This window comes from Sphingomonas sp. BT-65 (assembly GCF_026107375.2).
Lineage (GTDB): Bacteria > Pseudomonadota > Alphaproteobacteria > Sphingomonadales > Sphingomonadaceae > Sphingomonas.
The window spans coordinates 1328899-1347164 of sequence record NZ_JAPCIA010000001.1 but is presented as its reverse complement, the minus strand read 5'-3'; the positions used below and the strand labels follow the sequence as shown (position 1 = coordinate 1347164).

Below are 18266 nucleotides of genomic sequence, written 5' to 3'. Positions count from 1 at the left end.
AACGAAAGGGCCCGCCGGACTGCTCCTCCGGCGGGCCTTTTCCTGTCCTGCTTCGCTGCTCAGCGCTTGCCTACGGCCACGTAGTCGCGCTGCGTCGGGCCGGTGTAGAGCTGGCGCGGGCGGCCGATCTTCTGGTCTGGGTCGCTGATCATCTCGTTCCACTGCGCGACCCAGCCGACGGTGCGGGCGAGCGCGAAGAGTACGGTGAACATCGTGGTCGGGAAGCCGATCGCCGAGAGGATCACGCCCGAATAGAAATCGACGTTCGGGTAGAGCTTCTTCTCGATGAAATAGTCGTCCTTGAGCGCGATCTGCTCGAGCTCGCGCGCGGTGTCGAGCACCGGATCGCTGATGCCGAGCTTGTCCAGAACCTCGGTGGCGGCCTTGCTCAGCACCTTCGCGCGCGGGTCGAAATTCTTGTACACGCGGTGGCCGAAGCCCATCAGGCGGAACGGGTCGTCCTTGTTCTTGGCGCGCGCGATATATTCGGGGATGCGCTCGGGACGGCCGATCTCGCGCAGCATGTTGAGCGCCGCCTCATTCGCGCCGCCATGCGCCGGACCCCACAGGCAGGCGATACCCGCGGCGATGCACGCGAACGGGTTGGCGCCCGATGAGCCGGCGAGGCGCACGGTCGAGGTCGAGGCGTTCTGCTCGTGATCGGCGTGCAGGATGAAGATCTTGTCCATCGCCGACTCGATCACCGGATCGACATGATATTCCTCGGCGGGGACGCCGAAGGTCATGCGCAGGAAGTTGCCGGTGTAGGACAGCGAATTGTCCGGATAGAGGAAGGGCTGGCCGACGCTGTACTTGTACGCCATCGCCGCGATCGTCGGCATCTTCGCGATCAGCCGGTGGCTGGCGATCATGCGCTGCTGCGGATCGGTGATGTCGGTCGAGTCGTGGTAGAAGGCGGAGAGCGCACCAACCACGCCGCACATGATCGCCATCGGGTGCGCGTCGCGGCGGAAACCGCGGTAGAAGGTCGCGAGCTGCTCGTGCAGCATGGTGTGGCGGGTGATCGTGGTGGTGAACTTGTCGAGCTCGCCCTGGTTGGGCAGCTCGCCGTTCAGCAGCAGATAAGCGACTTCCATGAAGCTCGACTGCTCGGCGAGCTGATCGATCGGATAGCCGCGGTGGAGCAGGATGCCCTCGTCACCGTCGATATAGGTGAGGCCGCTCTCGCACGACGCGGTCGAAGTGAAGCCGGGGTCATAAGTGAACATGCCCGACTGGCCGTAGAACTTGCGGATGTCGACCACCTCGGGACCGACGCTACCCTTTCGGACCGGATAATCCTTGTCACCGATGGGAAGGGTGGAGTCGGTCATGGTCTTCATCCTTTCGTTCAGCCCTGGACGCCGGAACCGGCGGGGGCTTTCGTCTGGTCGGCGATCCGGCCCAGGCTTTCCTCGCGCCCCAACAGGACGAGGACGTCGAAGATGCCAGGCGAGGTCCGGCGCCCCGTGAGCGCCGCGCGGAGCGGTTGTGCGACTGCTCCCAATTTGACCCCTCCCGACTCCGCCACCTGGCGTACCGCCGCTTCGAGCGCCTCCGTATTCCACTCCGCGACCGCGTCAAGCGCGGTGTGAAGCTGGGCGAGCAGGCCTCGCGCGTCACCCTCTAGTAGATTTTGTGCATCTGCGTCCATTTCAAGGGGGCGTGTGCGAAAGAGAAAGGCCGCGCCATCCGCGATTTCGAGGAGGTTGGCGGCGCGGGGCTTGAGTGCGTGCATGCTGCGCTGCAGAAGCTCGATCTGCTGCGGCAACGCTTCGAAGGGCAGGAACGGCGCGGCGAGCTGCGCGAGTCGCGCATCGTCCGCGGCGCGGATGTAGTGGCCGTTGAGGCTGTCGAGCTTCTTCAAGTCGAAGCGCGAGGGGCTTTTGCCGACGCCCGACAGGTCGAACCACTCGACCGCCTGCGCGCGATCGATGATCTCGTCGTCGCCATGGCCCCAGCCGAGGCGGAGCAGGTGATTGAACAGCGCCTCGGGCAGCACGCCCAATTCGTCGCGATAGGCGTCGACACCGAGCGCGCCATGGCGCTTGGAGAGCTTGGCGCCGTCCGCGCCGTGGATCAGCGGGATGTGCGCGTAGATCGGCTCGGGCCAACCCATCGCGTGGATGATCAACAGCTGGCGGAAGGCGTTGTTGAGATGATCGTCGCCGCGGATGACATGGGTCACACCCATGTCGTGATCGTCGACCACCACCGCGAGCATATAGGTCGGGGTGCCGTCCGAGCGGAGCAGGATCATGTCGTCCAGCTCGGCATTCTGGACGGTCACCTCGCCCTGTACCGCGTCGGGAAGCGTCGTCGCGCCCTCGCGCGGGGCGCGGATGCGGATCACGTGCGGCTGGTCGAGCGGGCCGTCGGCGCGGTCGCGCCACGGGCTGCGGATGCGGTAGGGCAGCTTCGCCGCCTGCGCTTCCTCGCGCTGCGCGGCGATCTCCTCCTGGCTCATCCAGCAGCGATAGGCGTGGCCGCTCTCGAGCAGTTGGTGCGCGACCTGCGCATGACGCTCGGCGCGAGCGAACTGATAGACCTCGTCGCCGTCCCAATCGAGACCCAGCCAGCGCATTCCGTCGAGGATCGCCGCGATCGCCGCGTCGGTCGAGCGGGCGCGGTCGGTATCCTCGATGCGCAGCAGGAACTTGCCGCCGTGGCGGCGCGCGAACAGCCAGTTGAACAGCGCGGTGCGCGCGCCCCCGATGTGCAGGAACCCCGTTGGCGACGGGGCGAAACGCGTGACGATTGCGCCGTTAGGATTTGGCCCGCTAACGGGCTGTGATGTTGCGCCCAAGCGCGCTTGCTCCCAGACAGGTGATCGATGGCCAGTTCAGCCGCGAGCGCCCGTAGCACGGGGTTCCGCCTGCTTCAAATCGCAGGAGGATGGCGGCCGGGCGAGGCGCTGGAGCGATGGCTGGAGGCCGAACGCGGGCAGCTGGTGCTGTGGATTCCGGTGCTGATCGGGGCCGGAATCGCGGCGTGGTTCGCATTGCCCGATGCGAATCGCTGGGCGGCGGTGATGTTGGGCGGGCTGGCGGTGGCGGCCGCCGGACTGGCCGTGGGCGGCAGCGGTCGTGCGGCGCGTTGCGTGACGGTGGCGGCGGCACTGGTCGCGATCGGTTGCGCGCTGGTGTGGTGGCGCGCCGAGCGGGTGGCGGCGCCGGTGTTGGCGCGGCCGGCGATCGTGGCGTTCCAGGGCAAGGTCGAGCGGATCGAGGCGATGCCGGCGCGCGAGTTGGTGCGTGTGCGGATCGCGCCCGAGGCGGGCTCGGGCCTGCCGGGGCGGGTGCGCGTGAACCTGGATGCGGCGGATGTGCCAGCCGGCTTAACGCGGGGGGCGGTGGTGAAGCTGCGGGCGCGGCTGATGCCGCCCGCGCCGCCGGCGGTGCCGGGCGCCTATGATTTCGAGCGGGTGGCCTGGTTCGACCGGCTTGGCGCGACCGGGCGCGGCTTTGCGCCGGTGGAGATCGTGACGCCCGGGGAGGCGAAGAGCGGGCTGCGCGAGCGGCTCACGGTGCATGTCCAGTCGCAGGTCGAGGGCAGCGCAGGCGGGATCGCCGCGGCGCTGGCGACGGGCGACCGCGGGGCGATTTCCGAAGCGGATTCCGAGGCGCTGCGGCGCTCGGGCCTGGCGCACCTGCTGTCGGTGAGCGGGCTGCATGTGACCGCGGTGGTCGGTGCGACGATGCTGCTGGTGCTGCGGTTGCTCGCGCTGAGCCCGGCACTCGCACTACGCTGGCCGCTGCCGGTGGTCGCGGCGGGTGCGGCGGGGATGGCGGCGGTGGGATACACGCTGCTGACCGGCGCGGAGGTGCCGACGGTGCGCTCGTGCATCGCGGCGCTGATGGTGCTGGCGGCGATGATGCTGGGGCGCGAGGCGATCACGCTGCGGCTGGTGGCATTCGGCGCGCTGGTCGTGCTGCTGCTGTGGCCCGAGGCGCTGATGGGGCCGAGCTTCCAGATGAGTTTCGCCGCGGTGACCGCGATCGTCGCTTTGTACGAGAGCAAGCGCGTGCGCGGCTGGTTCGAGCGGCGCGAGGAAGGGTGGGCGCCGCGGCTCGGGCGGGGAGTCGCGTCGCTGCTACTGACCGGCCTGCTGGTCGAGATCGCGCTGACGCCGATCGCGCTGTTCCACTTCCACAAGTCGGGGCTGTACGGGGCGCTGGCGAACATCGTGGCGATCCCGCTCACCACCTTCATCGTGATGCCGCTGGAGGCGGCGGCGCTGTTCTTCGACCTGATCGGGCTGGGCGCGCCCTTCTGGTGGGCGACGGAACAGGCGCTGCGCTTGCTGCTGTGGATCGCCCATGCCGCGGCGAGCGCGCCGGGGGCGTTGGCGATGCTGCCCGCGATGCCGGGCGGCGCCTATGCGCTGATGGTGGCGGGCGGGCTGTGGATCGCATTGTGGCGGACGCCGGTGCGGGTTGCGGGGGTGGTGCCGGCCGTGGCGGGCGCGATCTGGGCGCTGGCGACGCCGATGCCCGATCTGCTGGTGACCGGCGACGGGCGGCACCTGGCACTGCGCATGCCCGGCGGCGAGATGGCGCTGCTGCGCGACCGCGCAGGCGACTATGTGCGCGACATGATGGCCGAGAATGGCGGCGTGGATGCCGAGCTGCCCGCGCTCGACGGGCAGGACGGCGCGCGGTGCAGCCCTGATCTGTGCCTGATCGACGTCGAGCGCGATGGGCGGCGCTGGCGCATCGCGGCGGCGCGCAGCGGCTATCTGGTGCCGTGGCGCGAGATGATCGCGGTGTGCCGCTCGGTCGACATCGTGGTGGCGGAGCGGCGGCTGCCGCCGGGCTGCACGCCGAAGTGGCTGAAGCTCGACCGGACGATGCTGGTGAAGACGGGCGGGGTGGCGATCACCTTTGGAACGCGGCCGGAGGTGCGGACGGTGCGGCGGGCGGGAGCACGGCATCCGTGGATCGGGGCGGAGACGGTGATGCCGGCGCGGGATTGAGCGAATGTCCGACACTTGGCGGCCGCGAAGTTGACCACGTTACGCGGAACGCGATTCATTCTGTCAACTCTGCCGCCTTTGTCGGGGCGGTGCGTTTGGTGGGGCTGGTCGACGAAATCAAAGAGCGGTCGCGCCGCGACCCGTCGATCCAAGCAAGCCAATTCCAACATTGCAAGCGATCGGCATTGGGTGGTTAGTTGCCGGTGAACCCGACCTGTGCCTGATCGATATCGAGCCCGATGGCCGGCGCTGGCGCATCGCGGCGACGCGTAGCGGATATCTGGTATCGTGGCGGGAGATGATCGCGGTTTGCCGCACGGTGGACATCGTCGTGACCGGTGGTTGCCGCCGGGGTGTGTGCCGAGGTGGCTGAAGCTCGACTGAATGATGCTGGCGAAGACGGGTGGGGTGACGATCACCTTTGGGACGCGGCCGGAGTGCGGACGGTGCGGCGTACGGCGCGGCATCCTTGGATCGGGGGGAGACGTGATGCCGGGGCGAGATTGAACGGGTGGACGGAAATTCAATCCAACAAAGTCAGCAGTTCACTGGAAAGATCAATCCGACGTATCTGAACGGACTCGCCCGTCAAAACATCTACGGGGCACCACATGGCCGAGCCGGTATCCGCGCAGACCTGGCGAGGAATGACGTAGCTCCCGTCGTTAGCGTACTCTTTCGGATTGGACCCGTCCTCATGGACGAGAACGATTGGGTCCGTCACCTTCCGAGCCTGTTGGATTTCCGCTTTCGCGACCGGCATACGGACCAAGCCCAGTCGGTGCTTGATAGCCGCCACCTTCTCGTTGGCGTCACCGTTCTGGTACAGTTGTTGTGCGGCCGCGCGCACCACTTCATAGGACCGCAGTACCCAGCATTCGGAGAGCGAGTAACGCAGGTCTAGCGAGTAATCGATCACCGCTTCGGGAGGCTGTTCCCATTCCTCCTCGAGCGCCCGAAGCAGCAGGTCCAGCCGATTATTCGCTTGAATGGAGGCGATATGCGCTTCGCCAGCAATAGCAGCCAGCTTAAACGACTGTGAAATCCAAGCGCTATGTAGGTCCTTCTTGCTATCGAGGCACATAAGATAGCCAGTCGCGACGAGGTCGGTGATGCCCATAGATCTCCCCTAGGCCATGATTACGTCAGGGCATCAGTTCGTCAAAGAGTGAGGCAGTCGATGAACAGTCGGATTCGGGTGGTGAGCTATCGAAGCTGAACGTCTACAATCTGGTTGATAGCGCCCGCTTCGCCTTACTCCATCCCCGGATACCGCGCGAATTCCGGCAGCGCATGCGCGTCCTTCATCCAGCCGATACGCTCGGCGACCTGGACATGGGCGCCCGCCGGCAGCGCATCGGGATCGTCGAGCGTCGCCGCCTGGATGTCGACAATGCCGGGCAGGTTCTTCGCGTTGCGGTAGAACACGCCGCTGCCGCAGGTTCCGCAGAAATAGCGGCGGCCATGCTCGGACGAGGCATATTCGCGCGGCACACCTTGGATGATGGTGAGCGCATCCTCGGGAAACATCGCCCAGCCGACCATCGGTGCACCCGAGGCGCGGCGGCAGTCGGTGCAGTGGCACAGCGCATGATGCATCGGTTCGCCGCTGAGCTCGTAGCGGATCGCGCCACAGTGGCAGCCACCGGTGAGGGGACCGGAAAGGGTCATGACATCGCTCCTGTCGTTTGCCGTTGGTGTCGACGACATGCGTACCGGCGCGCGTGGGCGGCTCAATTACCTCGGCGGTAATCGCACCGCCGCCCAAGCGGTGGCAATCCGGTCAGTAGCGGCGCAGCAGTCCTGCGAGCCGGCCTTGCACGCGCACCTGATCGGGGCGGTAGCGCTGCGGATCATAGGCGCGGTTTGCCGGGTCGAGGCGGACCATGCTGCCCTCGTTCCGGAAATATTTGAGCGTCGCCTCATTATCCTCGATCAGCGCAACGACGATCTCGCCGTCGCGTGCCGTGTCCTGGCGGCGGATCAGCGCATAGTCGCCGTCGAAGATGCCGGCCTCGACCATCGAGTCACCCGCGACCTCGAGCGCATAATGCTCGCCCGAGCCGAGCAACGCGGCAGGAACGGGAAGCATCGTCGAGCCCTCCAGCGCCTCGATCGGCACGCCGGCGGCGATGCGGCCGTGGAGGGGGATCTCGATCACGTCGTTGGCGGGCGGCGGCGCGGGGCGGTTGAGGGGGACGACATTGCCCTTCGGCGCCGGCGCGGCCTTCTTGGTCTCGCCGCGCTCGGGCATCTTGAGCACTTCGAGCGCGCGCGCGCGATTGGGCAGGCGGCGAAGGAAGCCGCGCTCCTCGAGCGCGGAGATCAGGCGATGCACGCCCGACTTCGACTTGAGATCGAGCGCGTCCTTCATCTCCTCGAACGAGGGCGAGACGCCGGTCTCGTTCAAGCGGTCGGCGATGAAGCAGATCAGCTCATGCTGCTTCTTCGTAAGCATCGGGACGTCCTCCATCCAGAACAGACGCGGAACGTTTACGCCTTGTTCCGCCTGTCTGTCAAGCGATGTCGAGGATTTCCACCGAGTCGCCAGGATTGGCGGCCGGCGCGTGGGGCGCACGCACGATCAGGCAGTCCGCGCGGGCGAGGGTGCGGAGCATCGAGCTGTCCTGGATCGCCGCCGCGACGACGCGGCCCTCGCGATGCGCGGCGCGCATATAATCGGCGCGCGGACCGTTGGCGGGGAGGGGCTCGCCAAGCGTGGCGGTGCGGGTGGCGGGCAGGGGATCGGCGCCGCCGGAGAGATGCGCGACCAGGGGGAGGAGGAAGAGCCGCGCGGTGACGAAGGCCGAGACCGGGTTGCCGGGCAGGCCGATCACCACTGTGTCGCCGAGCCGTCCGGCCATCATCGGCTTGCCGGGGCGGACGGCGACCTTCCAGAAATCGATCGCGGCGCCTGCTGCTTCGAGCGAAGGCCGGACGAGGTCATGGTCGCCGACCGAGGCGCCGCCGGTGGTGACGAGGATGTCGGCGCTCACCGCGGCGAAGGCAGCTTCGAGGATGTCCCGGCGATCGGGGAGGATGCCGAGATCCTCGATCTCCACCGGCAGGTGCGCGAGCATCGCCGCGAGCATCGCGCCGTTGCTCTCGGGAAGCTCGCCGGGACCGAGCGGCGCGCCGGCGGGGCGCAACTCGTCGCCGGTCGCGGCGATCGCGATCCGGACGCGGCGGCGGACGGCAAGCGCGGCATGGCCGGCCGAGGCGGCGAGCGCGATACGGACCGGGGTGAGATGCTCGCCCGGTGCGATCAGCGTCTCGCCTTCGCGGAAATCGAGCCCCGCCGCGCGGACATTGCGGCCGGGATGGCCGGGGCCCTCACCATCGAGGTGAAGCATGTCGCCCTCGCGGCGCGCTTCCTCCTGTACCAGCACGGCATCGGTACCGTCGGGGAGCGCCGCGCCAGTGAAGATGCGCACCGCTTGGCCCGCATTGGCGGTTCCGCCGAAGGGGCGTCCGGCGGCGCTCTCGCCGATCACCTGCCACGGGCCGGGCAGGTCGGCGAAGCGGATCGCATAGCCATCCATCGCCGAGAGCGGCAGCTCGGGCTGGGTGCGCAGCGCGGCCACGGCCTTAGCGGCCCAGCGGCCCGCGGCATCGCGCAGCGATACGATCTCGGCCACGACGGGCGGGGCGAGCGCGAGCAGGCGGCGCTGGGCTTCGGCGACGGGGAGCAGATCGGCCATTGCGGGCAGCGTTATCGCGGCGCGCCGGAGGATGCGAGCGTTTCGCACTGCCAGAGGCCGGAGACCGTGCACGGCGAAAGCCGACGGGCCGTGCGGTTTGCGCGGTCGCCGGTCGCGGCTGTTCGCGACCGGCACGCATATCCGGCGTTAGGCTCGCCGGAACGGAGGCGCGCATGAAACGAGTTCTGCCGATGGCGATCCTATTGCTTGCGGCGCCGGCCCATGCCGCGCCCGCGCCGGGCCAGGAACGGCAATGCTGGCTGGACGCCATGTCCGATGCGGAGAAGCGGGCGCTGGTGGAAGGCTATGCCAGGGTCAGCCGGACCGAGGGCAAGGCGAAAGCGGACGCCTGGGCGCAAGCGCAGCGTAGCGCCTATACCAGGAAGTTCGCGGCGAACGGCATGTGCCCGGCGCCGCGCACCGCGAGCACACGGGATCCGGCGCGCGATGGCGGGCGGCGCCAGGAGGGGCAGATCCTCAACCGGCACGGCAAGCCGTGCAAGCGGCTGGAGCTCGAGAACCAGAACGTCCCAAACATCGGCGGCTCGATGGGGTGGGCGCTGGTCCAGGTCTGCAAGGACTGAGCGCTGCGGCCGGCCGCGCGGCGTCAGCGCGGGCGGGCGGCTTCGGTCAGCTTCGCCATGTCGTGTGGGCGCAGCGGCAGGCGGAACTCGGCGACGTGGCGCGCGCCGTGACACTCGATCACGCGGATCGGCCAGCCGCCGATCCCGGGGAGTGACAGCCACAGCGAGGAGAGCGGCGCGAACTCGGTCGCGCTCTCGAACTCGACCAATGTGCTGCTCAGCGTGTTGAGCTGGGCGTTCCACCAGTTGACCCCCGAGCGGACATGGGTCGCGATGTCGAGGCGCAGCGCATCGCGGACCGCGCCGAGCGGGGAGGGCGACAGCTCGCGCACCACCACCGGCCCGGGGCGGTGGGTCGCGACCTTGCGCAGCCAGGGCATCAGCAGCTGCCAGCCCAGCTCAGCGGCAAAGGCGATGCCGGCTTGCCCCTTCTCGGTCCAGCGCACCTCGCCCTGGATCGGGCGGAGGCCGTCGAGAGTGATCTCGACCTCGGCGCCCTCGGTGAGCGCGGCGCGGGTCTCGATGCCGATGCCGGCGGGGGAAAGGTTGCGGGTCCAGGCGAAATCGACTTGCCCGGCGTGGCGGATGCACAGCCGCTGGCGCAGCTCGATGCGCGGCATCTGGCGGCGTTCTGCGGGGAGCGCGGCGAGGCAGCGGGCGAGCGCCCCCACCACGTCGAGCGGCTCGTCGAAGCGGAACGAGATCGCCGCGGGGTCGTCGCCGACGATCGAGCCGTCGGCGGTGAGGCCGAAGGGCAGCTCGATCGTGGCCAGATCGCCGTTGCCGACGGGACCCGAAACGGTGAGCGTGGCCCCCGCCGCGGTGATGCGGTGGACGAAGCAATGCCGCTCGCCCGCGCTGCCGAGCAGCAGCCGTGCGGGCGCCGCATCCTCGATCGCGCCGACCGGCGACGAATTGAGGTCGCCGGACAGCGAGAAGATCGCCGATCGTGCCGGTAATGTCATTTTGATCCCGCCCCTTTGCCCGCAAGAGCTTGCGGCGGCGCGCCTCAAGATTTGCTGAGCTTTCAGGGTGGAGGCGGCGTTAACCTTGCGGTGCGGCCCAGTCGCCCGACTTGCCGCCGGTCTTGGCGACGAGGCGGATGCCCTCGATCACCATCGCTTTGTCGAGTGCCTTGGCCATGTCGTAGACGGTGAGCAGCGCGACCGAGACCGCGGTGAGCGCTTCCATCTCGACCCCGGTGCGGCCGGTGAGCGCGACGGTGGCGGTGGCGGCGACGCCGGTGTCGTCGGCGACGAGATCGAGGGTCGCCTTGCTGATCGCCAGCGGATGGCAGAGCGGGATGAGGTCGCTGGTCTTCTTCGCCGCCATGATCCCGGCGACGCGTGCGACAGCGAGCACGTCACCTTTCTTGACGAGGCCGTCGCGGATTGCGGCGGCGGCTTGTGCCGACATGGTGATGCGGCCGATGGCGACGGCCTCGCGCTGAGTCTCGGCCTTGGCTCCGACATCGACCATGCGCGCGGCGCCGCTCTCGTCGAGATGGGTGAGGTCGCTCATCCGACCAGCGCCCGCGTCGCCGCCTCGACATCGTCCTGGCGCATCAGGCTCTCGCCGATCAGGAAGCAGCGCACGCCGTGCTCGGCCATCGCGTCGAGATCAGCGCGGCTGGTGAGGCCGGACTCGGCGACGAACGTGCAGCCTTCGGGCGCGCGACCGACGAGTTCATAGGTGCGGTCGAACGAGACCGAGAAGTCCTTGAGATTGCGGTTGTTGACCCCGATCAGCCGCGACTTGAGCGCGAGCGCGCGGTCGAGCTCGACTTCGTCATGGACCTCGACCAGCGCGTCCATGCCGAGCCCGAGCGCGGCATCCTCGATCTCCGCCATCTGCGCGTCGTCGAGCGCGGCGACGATGATCAGGATCGCGTCGGCGCCGATGCTGCGCGCCTCCAGCGCCTGCCACGGATCGATCATGAAGTCCTTGCGGATCACCGGCAGCGCGCACGCGGCGCGGGCGGCGACCAGATAGTCCTCATGCCCCTGGAAGAACTCGGCGTCGGTGAGCACTGACAGGCACGCGGCGCCGCCCGCCGCATAGGCGCGGGCATGGGCAGGGGGATCGAAATCGGCGCGGATCAATCCCTTGGAGGGCGATGCTTTCTTGATCTCGGCGATCAGGCCGTAGCCGCTCGCCGCCTTCGCATCGAGCGCGGCGCGGAAGCCGCGCGGCGGGGTCTGGACCAGCGCGTGCGCCTGCAGCTCGGCGAGGCTGGTCGCGGCCTTGCGCGCCGCGACCTCGCCGCGCTTCACTTCGAGGATCTTGTCGAGCGTGTTCATGCCGCGGCGATCCAGCAGTCGAGCAGCGCGTTGGCAAGCCCCTTGTCGATCGTCTCGGCGGCTTCCTCGGCGCCCTCGCGCAGGTCAGCCGCCTCGCCCGCGACCACTAGTGCGGCGGCGGCGTTGAGCAGCACGGCGTCGCGATAGGCGCCGCGCTCACCCAGCAGCAGGCGGCGCAGCGCCGCGGCATTCTCGCGCGCGTCGCCGCCGCGCAGGGCGGCTAGCGGATGGGAGTCGAGGCCGGCGTCCGCGGGGGTGACGCGCGGGGGCAAGCTGACATCGCCGATGCTCACCACGCGCGAAGCGCCCTCGGGCGAGAGCTCGTCGAGCCCTTCCTCGCCCGCGACGATCGCGGCGCCCTTGACGCCGAGCTGCTCGAGCGCTTCGGCATAGATCGGGGCATAGTCCGGGCGGGCGATGCCGATCAGCTGGCGCTGTACCCCCGCCGGATTGGCGAGCGGGCCCATCAGGTTGAAGATCGTGCGCCGCCCGATGCGTTTGCGCAGCGGCGCGATGCGGCCCATCGCGGGATGGTGCTTGGCCGCGAACAGGAAGGCGATGCCGAGGTCGTTCAGATGCGCCTCGGCATTGAGCGCCGCGCGGTCGAGATCGAGGCCGAGCGCCTCGAGCGTGTCGGCCGCGCCCGACTTGGAGCTGGCGGCGCGGTTGCCGTGCTTGGCGACCGGAATGCCCGACGCCGCGACGACGATCGCGACCGCGGTCGAGACGTTGAGCGTGTGATGCCCGTCGCCGCCGGTGCCGCACACGTCGATCGCGTTGGCGGGGGCGCTGACCGGGATCACCCGCTGGCGCATCGCGCGCGCCGCCTCGGCGATCTCGATGCTCGTCTCGCCGCGTTCGGCTAGGGCGATCAGGAACGCCTCGATCTCCGCCTCGGACACGGTGCCGTCGAGAATGTCGGCGAACGCCTGCGCAGCGGATTCGCGCGCGAGCGGCGTCGCGGGATCAGGGAGGAGGCTGAAGCTGGTCACGCCGCCTCTATTGGGGCGCGGGCGAGCCAAGTCGAGCAAATCCTGTTGCGGGGCGGGCAAGCGGGACTGGGGGACGATGGGCGATTCCCGGCGCTAGTTGTTCTTGCCTTCGGCGGATCTGAACAGCGTCCACTCCTCGATCACGCGGCCGTCTGGCAGGTGGCAATATCCGGTTGCACCGCCCGCTTCCTTGCGGATTTCGACGCGGCCGCCGACCTCCACGCAATGAACCGAAGCAGGGTTCGCCATCCCCGTCGCCCTTGTGTCCGCCGGCTTGGGGGTACAGGCCATCAGGGCAAAGGGGAGCATGAGCACAACGCGTTTCACGCCAGTCTCCAACGATGACGGACGGCAGGGCCGCTCTTCGTCAGGCTATGCCCCGCAGAACCGCCTTGCAACAGGCTGCACAAAAATGGGTCAGAGATCGCCGATCAGATCGTCAACATGTCGTAGACGATCACCTTGCGCCACAAATGCCCGCATTTGGCGATGAAATCCTGGTGGATCGGATGGTCCTGATACAGTTTCTGGTCCGCGACATTGTCGAATACCATGAGCTCCGACACATCGAAGCTCGCGTCGACGACGTCGCGCTGCTCGGTTGATGCGGGGACGCCGATCTGCAGGCTGCGGATGACCTGGATCTTCGCGAGCGCCCGCAGGCCCGCGATCAGCTGGTCACGGTCCTGGCCCGACCCGGGCCGCTTCAGCCAGAAGAAGACGTGATGAACGATCTTGGCACCCGGCGCGGACGCTGCCGAGGCTGCGTCCGAGATCATGGCAGCGCCGCCCAACGCAACCGCCCCCACGACATCCCTGCGATTGACTGGCATATTGTCACCTCATCCTTCCGGTGCCCGCGAACAGTCGCTATAGCCTCCGCACCATGGCCCGGGTCAAGGCGGCTCAGGCCAGCGCCTTCGCCTCGATCCCCGCGATCTTGAGGAAGTTCGCGAGCATCGCATGGCCATGCTCGGTGGCGATGCTCTCGGGATGGAACTGGACGCCGTGGATCGGCAGCGTGGCGTGACGGAAGCCCATCACGCTGTCGTCCGCCGCGGTGGCGTTGACCACGAGTTCCTCGGGAATGTCCGTCACGATCAACGAGTGATAACGCGTCGCGGTGAAGGGCGAGGGAAGGCCCTCGAACAGGCCGGTGCCGTCATGCTCGACGAGGCTGGTCTTGCCGTGCATCAGCCCGCCGCGCACCACCTGCCCGCCGAAATGCTGGCCGATCGACTGGTGGCCGAGGCACACGCCGAGCAGCGGCTTGCCCTCAGCGGCGCAAGCGGCGACGAGGTCGAGGCTGATCCCCGCCTCGTTCGGGGTGCACGGGCCGGGCGAGAGCAGGAAGGCCTGCGCGTTGCTCGCGATCGCGTCGCGCGCGGTGAGCGCGTCATTGCGCACCACCTCCACCTCCGCGCCCAGCTCCATCAGGTAATGGACGAGGTTCCAAGTGAAGCTGTCGTAATTGTCGATGACCAGGATCATGGTGGAGGCGGGCTTAGCCGCGCTAATAGCCCGCGTCGAGATCGACGACGTTCTTCATCGGCCTGCCCTCGACAAAGGCGCGGGCGTTTTCGAGGAACAGTGCGGCGGCGCGCATGAACATTTTCGTCTGCGATCGCCCGGACAGGTGCATCGAGTGGATGCAGTTGGGTGCGGCCCAGAGCGGGTGATCAGGTGGAAGCGGTTCGGGATCGGTGACGTCGAGAAACGCGCCGCCGATCCGGCGCTTGTCCAGCGCCTCGATCAGCGCCGGTTGATCGACCATGCCGCCGCGCGCGAAATTTACCAGCCAGGCGCCGGGCTTCATCGCGGCCAGTTCGTCTGCGCCGATCAGCGCATGGGTGTCGGCGGTCGAGGGGGCGGCGAGGATGATCCAGTCGAACTCGCCGATCCGGCTGCGCCACTGGTCCGGACTGAGCGTGCCGTCGCGGCCCGAGCGGGTGACGCCGGTCACCTCGACGCCGAACGCCGTCAGCCGATCGCCGATCATCCGGCCGATCGTGCCATAACCGATGACGAGCGCGCGGGTCTCGAACAGTTCGAGCCTGCCCGGCGCGTCGTGCGTCCATTCGCGCCGGTCGGCCATGTGGACGACTTGATCGAAGCGCTTGGCTGCGACGAGCATGCCCATCACCGCATATTCGGCGACCGCGATCGCGTTGATCCCGGCGCCGTTGGTGACGATGGTACGCCGCGCCTTGAGCAATGCGGTATCGAACGCATCGATCCCAGCGCGAATGGTGAAGAGCCATTTGAGGCGCGCGCCCGCGGCGGCCGCTTCGCCGGTCCATTCGGGGCTCTGCATGTCGATCCAGGCGATATCGGCGTCCGCCACCATCGCGGCGGCTTCCTCGCGGCTGGTGAACCAGTGCGGCTCGATCCCGGCGGGCAGGCCAGGTTCGATCAGCGGGCGGGCGAGGGCGGGCAGAACGGCTTTCATGGCAGCAGGTTAGAACGATTCGTTACGCGTTCGCAAACAGTTGAAAATGAATGGTTTGCGATGAATTGACCTTATTTCCGGCTGGCGGCGAGTCGTGAAATGCGAGAATATAGCCGCGGCGTGATGCGGGCAAAGCGCCTCCGCGCACGGGGTGGGGCTGCATGGACAATCTGGAGACGCCTCTGGTCGAGGCGGAGCATGGCGATGCCGAGGTAGCAGTACCAGCCGTCGGCGGCGCGGGGCTGAGCGGGGCGAGCGCGGTCGCGCTCGGGCTCGCGCTGGCGGCGTGCGATTCGGGTGGTGGCGGAAGCGGCGGCGGCGTGGTTTCGCCCCCGCCGACCGCCACGCCATCGCCGACGCCCGCGCCCATTACCGCTGCGCAGGCGAGCCGCTTCCTCGCGCAGGCGACGATGGGCGCGACCAGCGCCGACATCGCCGATGTCCAGTCGCGCGGCTATGCCGGCTGGATCACCGCCGAATTCGCCAAGCCGCGCGCGACCACCCATTGGGACTGGCTAGTGGCCAAAGGCTATAACGACGCCGCCAACATCAACGGCGAGGCGGGCTTCGACAATGTCATGTGGAGCCAGCTGATCGGCGCGGGCGACCAGCTGCGCCAGCGCGTCGGCATGGCGCTGCTCGAGATCCTGGTGGTCGGCATGTCGGGGGTCAACCTCAACTGGCGGCAGTTCGCGATGGCCGCCTATGTCGACGTGCTGATGGACAACGCCTTCGGCAATTTCCGCACGATCCTCGACAAGGTGACCACCAACGCGGCGATGGCCTCGTTTCTCACCTTCCTCGGCAACCGCAAGGCGAACGCCAACACCGGCTCGGTCCCCGACGAGAATTACGCGCGCGAGTTGATGCAGCTGTTCACGATCGGCCTGCACCGGCTCAACATGGACGGCAGCATGGTGACCTCGGGCGGGGTGCCGGTCGAGACCTATACGCCTGCCGACGTTTCGGGGCTGGCACGCGTGTTCACCGGCCTCACGCTCGATTCGACCGACGGTACCACACCCGACCGCTATCGCCGCCCGCTGATCGTCAACGCCGGCCAGCACGAGACTGGCGCCTCGACCTTCCTCGGCACCACGGTGGCTGCAGGCACCGCTGGGCTGGATGCGGTCAAGCAGGCGCTCGACACGATCTTCGCACATCCCAACGTCCCGCCCTTCGTATCGAAGCAGCTGATCCAGCGGCTGGTGACGAGCAATCCCTCGCCCGCCTATGTCGGGCGCGTAGCGGCGAGGTTCGCCGACAACGGCTCCGGCGTGCGCGGCGACATGCAGGCGGTGATCCGCGCGACCCTCCTCGATGACGAGGCGCGTGCCGATCCGTCTGGGACCAGTGCGGGCAAGCTGCGCGAGCCAGTGATGCGCTTCACCGGTTGGGCGCGCGGCTTCGGTGCGACCTCGCCGAGCGGCACCTTCGCGGTCGGCGACACGAGCAGCCCGATCAACCGGCTGAGCCAGGCGCTGGGCCGCAGCGCGTCGGTCTTCAACTTCTTCCGGCCCGGCTACACCCCGCCCAACAGCGCGTTCGCGACCGGCGGGCTGGTCGCGCCGGAATTCCAGATCACCAACGAGATCAGCGTCGTCGGCTATGTGAACTATATGCAGTCGGCGGTGAACAACGGCATCGCCGACCTGAAGAGCGACTATGCCGAGCTGATCGCGCTCGCCGCGGACAGCCAGGCGCTGATCGACCGCATCAACCTGGTGCTCGCCGCGGGGCAGGTCAGCGCAGCGACGGTGGCGCAGATCAAGACCGCGGTCGACAGCTCGACCAACACCAACAACCGGGTCGCGATCGCGCTGTTGCTGACGCTCGCCGCGCCCGAATATCTGGCGCAGAAGTGAGGGGCGGGAAGATGGAAACCAACCAGTCCCGTCGCGCCTTCCTCCGCCGTACCGCCACGCTCGGCATCGCCGGCGGCGCCGCGCCGTTCGTCACCCAGCTCGCCGCGATCGGCGAAGCCTCCGCCGCGGTGGCGAGCGACTACAAGGCGCTGGTCTGCGTGTTTCTCTATGGCGGCAACGATTACGCCAACACGCTGCCGCCCTACGACATGGCGAGCCACGCGCTCTACACCAATGCCCGTCCCGGCCTCGCGCACCTGCGCGACACGCTGACGGCGACCGCGCTCAATCCGCTGAATGCGCTGGGCGGGCGGCAATATGCGCTGGCGCCGACCATGGCGCCGCTGCTGCCGCTGTTCGACGCGGGCAAGATGGCGGTGGTGCTCAATGTCGGCACGCTGGTGCGCCCGACGACCAAGGCGCAGTATCAGGCCAACTCCGTCGCCCTGCCGCCCAAATTGTTCAGCCACAACGACCAGCAGAGCTATTGGCAGGCCTCGAACGCGGAAGGCGCGACCTCGGGCTGGGGCGGGCGGATCGGCGACCTGCTGCAGAGCGGCAACGGCAGCGCGGCGCTGACCTGCATCAGCGCCTCGGGCAACGCGACCTACCTCTCGGGCCGCAGCGCGATCCAATATGTCACCGGCACCGGTGGGCCGACTCCGCTGATCGGCAATGCCTCGACGCTCTACGGCTCCTCGGCCGCGGCGAGCGCGCTGCGTTCGATCATGGGCGGCGCGCGCACGCATCTGGTCGAGAACGAGCATGCGACGATCACCAAGCGCGCGCTCGATCTCTATGCCCAGGTCAACGGCGCGCTCGCCGGCGCGCCGGCGGCGAACTTCCCCTTGTTCCCCACGGGCAACTCGCTCGCGGATCAGCTCAAGATCGTCGCGCGGATGATCTCGGTATCGCAGCAGCTCGGCGCCAAGCGGCAGGTGTTCTTCGTCTCGCTCGGCGGGTTCGACATGCACGACTTCCTGGTGCGCGATCATCCGACCCAGGTGGGCCGCCTCGCATCGGCGATGCGCGCGTTCCACGACACGATGGAGGGGCTGGGCGTGGCGGACAAGGTGACGAGCTTCACCGCGTCCGACTTCGGCCGCACGTTGACCCAGAATGACGACGGTTCCGATCATGGCTGGGGCGCGATGCACTTCGTGGTCGGCGGCGCGGTCAACGGGCAGCGCATCTACGGCACGCCGCCCGCGGTAGGGCACAACACGCCGGACGATGTCGGGCAGGGCCGGCTGCTGCCGACGACCTCGGTCGATCAATATGCCGCGACGCTGGCGAGCTGGTTCGGGGTGAGCGATTCGAGCATGGCGACGGTGCTGCCCAATATCGGCAACTATTCGACCCGGAACCTGGGGTTCGTGTGAGCTTCTCCCCTCCCAGCA

The 18266-nt window shown here is 68.2% G+C and carries 19 protein-coding genes; 5 read left to right on the top strand and 14 right to left on the bottom strand.

The annotated features are described in order from the left end of the window. Positions 1-59: 59 nt before the first annotated feature. Both gltA and gltX read right to left on the bottom strand, forming a co-directional pair. Complete coding sequence (gene gltA / locus OK349_RS06505; protein ID WP_265117002.1) at positions 60-1334, bottom strand: citrate synthase; 1275 nt, start codon at positions 1332-1334, stop codon at positions 60-62. 17 nt (positions 1335-1351) lie between these two features. Then, positions 1352-2806, bottom strand: coding sequence for a glutamate--tRNA ligase (gene gltX, locus OK349_RS06500; RefSeq protein WP_265117001.1), 1455 nt, complete (start codon positions 2804-2806; stop codon positions 1352-1354). A gap of 27 nt (positions 2807-2833) precedes the next feature. Between gltX and OK349_RS06495 the strand changes: the two genes are divergently transcribed. Both OK349_RS06495 and OK349_RS06490 read left to right on the top strand, forming a co-directional pair. Beyond that, positions 2834-4975 (top strand): ComEC/Rec2 family competence protein, encoded by a 2142-nt coding sequence (locus OK349_RS06495; protein ID WP_265117000.1) that lies wholly within the window; start codon positions 2834-2836, stop codon positions 4973-4975. A gap of 169 nt (positions 4976-5144) precedes the next feature. Further along, a complete protein-coding gene (locus OK349_RS06490; protein ID WP_265116999.1) occupies positions 5145-5348 on the top strand; it encodes a hypothetical protein in 204 nt (67 codons plus the stop codon). A 150-nt stretch (positions 5349-5498) separates the two neighbouring features. Here the strand turns inward: OK349_RS06490 and OK349_RS06485 are convergent, their stop codons facing one another. The 4 genes from OK349_RS06485 to OK349_RS06470 form a co-directional block, all read right to left on the bottom strand. Then, a complete protein-coding gene (locus tag OK349_RS06485) occupies positions 5499-6095 on the bottom strand; it encodes a hypothetical protein (protein WP_265116998.1) in 597 nt (198 codons plus the stop codon). Positions 6096-6229: 134 nt separating this feature from the next. Next, positions 6230-6646 (bottom strand): GFA family protein, encoded by a 417-nt coding sequence (locus tag OK349_RS06480; RefSeq protein ID WP_265116997.1) that lies wholly within the window; start codon positions 6644-6646, stop codon positions 6230-6232. A 112-nt stretch (positions 6647-6758) separates the two neighbouring features. Then, positions 6759-7433, bottom strand: coding sequence for a transcriptional repressor LexA (gene lexA, locus OK349_RS06475; protein WP_265116996.1), 675 nt, complete (start codon positions 7431-7433; stop codon positions 6759-6761). Positions 7434-7491: 58 nt separating this feature from the next. Further along, complete coding sequence (locus OK349_RS06470) at positions 7492-8676, bottom strand: molybdopterin molybdotransferase MoeA (protein ID WP_265116995.1); 1185 nt, start codon at positions 8674-8676, stop codon at positions 7492-7494. A gap of 173 nt (positions 8677-8849) precedes the next feature. On the opposite strand from OK349_RS06470, the gene OK349_RS06465 reads away from it, so the two are divergent. Next, positions 8850-9260 carry a hypothetical protein gene (locus OK349_RS06465; RefSeq protein ID WP_265116994.1) on the top strand — a complete coding sequence of 137 codons (411 nt, stop codon included), beginning with the start codon at positions 8850-8852 and terminating at the stop codon, positions 9258-9260. A gap of 23 nt (positions 9261-9283) precedes the next feature. Here the strand turns inward: OK349_RS06465 and OK349_RS06460 are convergent, their stop codons facing one another. The 8 genes from OK349_RS06460 to OK349_RS06425 form a co-directional block, all read right to left on the bottom strand. Continuing rightward, positions 9284-10225, bottom strand: a complete 942-nt coding sequence (locus OK349_RS06460) for a PilZ domain-containing protein (protein ID WP_265116993.1) — start codon at positions 10223-10225, stop codon at positions 9284-9286. Between the two features lie 79 nt (positions 10226-10304). Beyond that, positions 10305-10781, bottom strand: a complete 477-nt coding sequence (moaC, locus tag OK349_RS06455) for a cyclic pyranopterin monophosphate synthase MoaC (RefSeq protein ID WP_265116992.1) — start codon at positions 10779-10781, stop codon at positions 10305-10307. Beyond that, positions 10778-11560, bottom strand: coding sequence for an indole-3-glycerol phosphate synthase TrpC (gene trpC / locus OK349_RS06450; RefSeq protein WP_265116991.1), 783 nt, complete (start codon positions 11558-11560; stop codon positions 10778-10780). The genes moaC and trpC overlap by 4 nt, the downstream gene beginning before the upstream one ends. Further along, on the bottom strand, positions 11557-12552 hold the full coding sequence (gene trpD / locus OK349_RS06445) for an anthranilate phosphoribosyltransferase (RefSeq protein ID WP_265116990.1): 996 nt from the start codon (positions 12550-12552) through the stop codon (positions 11557-11559). The genes trpC and trpD overlap by 4 nt, the downstream gene beginning before the upstream one ends. Before the next feature lie 93 nt (positions 12553-12645). Then, positions 12646-12879 (bottom strand): putative hemolysin, encoded by a 234-nt coding sequence (locus tag OK349_RS06440; RefSeq protein ID WP_265116989.1) that lies wholly within the window; start codon positions 12877-12879, stop codon positions 12646-12648. Between the two features lie 104 nt (positions 12880-12983). Beyond that, positions 12984-13385 (bottom strand): Dabb family protein, encoded by a 402-nt coding sequence (locus tag OK349_RS06435; RefSeq protein WP_265116988.1) that lies wholly within the window; start codon positions 13383-13385, stop codon positions 12984-12986. 73 nt (positions 13386-13458) lie between these two features. Beyond that, positions 13459-14043, bottom strand: coding sequence for an anthranilate synthase component II (locus tag OK349_RS06430; RefSeq protein WP_265116987.1), 585 nt, complete (start codon positions 14041-14043; stop codon positions 13459-13461). A gap of 22 nt (positions 14044-14065) precedes the next feature. Next, positions 14066-15001, bottom strand: a complete 936-nt coding sequence (locus OK349_RS06425) for a D-2-hydroxyacid dehydrogenase (RefSeq protein ID WP_265116986.1) — start codon at positions 14999-15001, stop codon at positions 14066-14068. A 161-nt stretch (positions 15002-15162) separates the two neighbouring features. Here OK349_RS06425 and OK349_RS06420 point away from each other — a divergent pair, with 161 nt between their 5' ends. Together OK349_RS06420 and OK349_RS06415 are read left to right on the top strand one after the other, a co-directional pair. Further along, positions 15163-16866, top strand: coding sequence for a DUF1800 domain-containing protein (locus tag OK349_RS06420; RefSeq protein ID WP_265116985.1), 1704 nt, complete (start codon positions 15163-15165; stop codon positions 16864-16866). A gap of 11 nt (positions 16867-16877) precedes the next feature. After that, a complete protein-coding gene (locus tag OK349_RS06415; protein WP_265116984.1) occupies positions 16878-18248 on the top strand; it encodes a DUF1501 domain-containing protein in 1371 nt (456 codons plus the stop codon). Positions 18249-18266: the final 18 nt, after the last annotated feature.

Excerpts from the sequence above, each read along its gene's own strand:
- gltA (WP_265117002.1), bottom strand. The coding sequence starts at position 1,334 with ATGACCGACTCCACCCTTCCCATCGGTGACAAGGATTATCCGGTCCGA.
- OK349_RS06495 (WP_265117000.1), top strand. The coding sequence starts at position 2,834 with ATGGCCAGTTCAGCCGCGAGCGCCCGTAGCACGGGGTTCCGCCTGCTT.
- OK349_RS06485 (WP_265116998.1), bottom strand. The coding sequence starts at position 6,095 with ATGGGCATCACCGACCTCGTCGCGACTGGCTATCTTATGTGCCTCGAT.
- OK349_RS06480 (WP_265116997.1), bottom strand. The coding sequence starts at position 6,646 with ATGACCCTTTCCGGTCCCCTCACCGGTGGCTGCCACTGTGGCGCGATC.
- lexA (WP_265116996.1), bottom strand. The coding sequence starts at position 7,433 with ATGCTTACGAAGAAGCAGCATGAGCTGATCTGCTTCATCGCCGACCGC.
- OK349_RS06470 (WP_265116995.1), bottom strand. The coding sequence starts at position 8,676 with ATGGCCGATCTGCTCCCCGTCGCCGAAGCCCAGCGCCGCCTGCTCGCG.
- OK349_RS06465 (WP_265116994.1), top strand. The coding sequence starts at position 8,850 with ATGAAACGAGTTCTGCCGATGGCGATCCTATTGCTTGCGGCGCCGGCC.
- OK349_RS06460 (WP_265116993.1), bottom strand. The coding sequence starts at position 10,225 with ATGACATTACCGGCACGATCGGCGATCTTCTCGCTGTCCGGCGACCTC.
- moaC (WP_265116992.1), bottom strand. The coding sequence starts at position 10,781 with ATGAGCGACCTCACCCATCTCGACGAGAGCGGCGCCGCGCGCATGGTC.
- trpC (WP_265116991.1), bottom strand. The coding sequence starts at position 11,560 with ATGAACACGCTCGACAAGATCCTCGAAGTGAAGCGCGGCGAGGTCGCG.
- OK349_RS06435 (WP_265116988.1), bottom strand. The coding sequence starts at position 13,385 with ATGCCAGTCAATCGCAGGGATGTCGTGGGGGCGGTTGCGTTGGGCGGC.
- OK349_RS06430 (WP_265116987.1), bottom strand. The coding sequence starts at position 14,043 with ATGATCCTGGTCATCGACAATTACGACAGCTTCACTTGGAACCTCGTC.
- OK349_RS06425 (WP_265116986.1), bottom strand. The coding sequence starts at position 15,001 with ATGAAAGCCGTTCTGCCCGCCCTCGCCCGCCCGCTGATCGAACCTGGC.
- OK349_RS06420 (WP_265116985.1), top strand. The coding sequence starts at position 15,163 with ATGGACAATCTGGAGACGCCTCTGGTCGAGGCGGAGCATGGCGATGCC.
- OK349_RS06415 (WP_265116984.1), top strand. The coding sequence starts at position 16,878 with ATGGAAACCAACCAGTCCCGTCGCGCCTTCCTCCGCCGTACCGCCACG.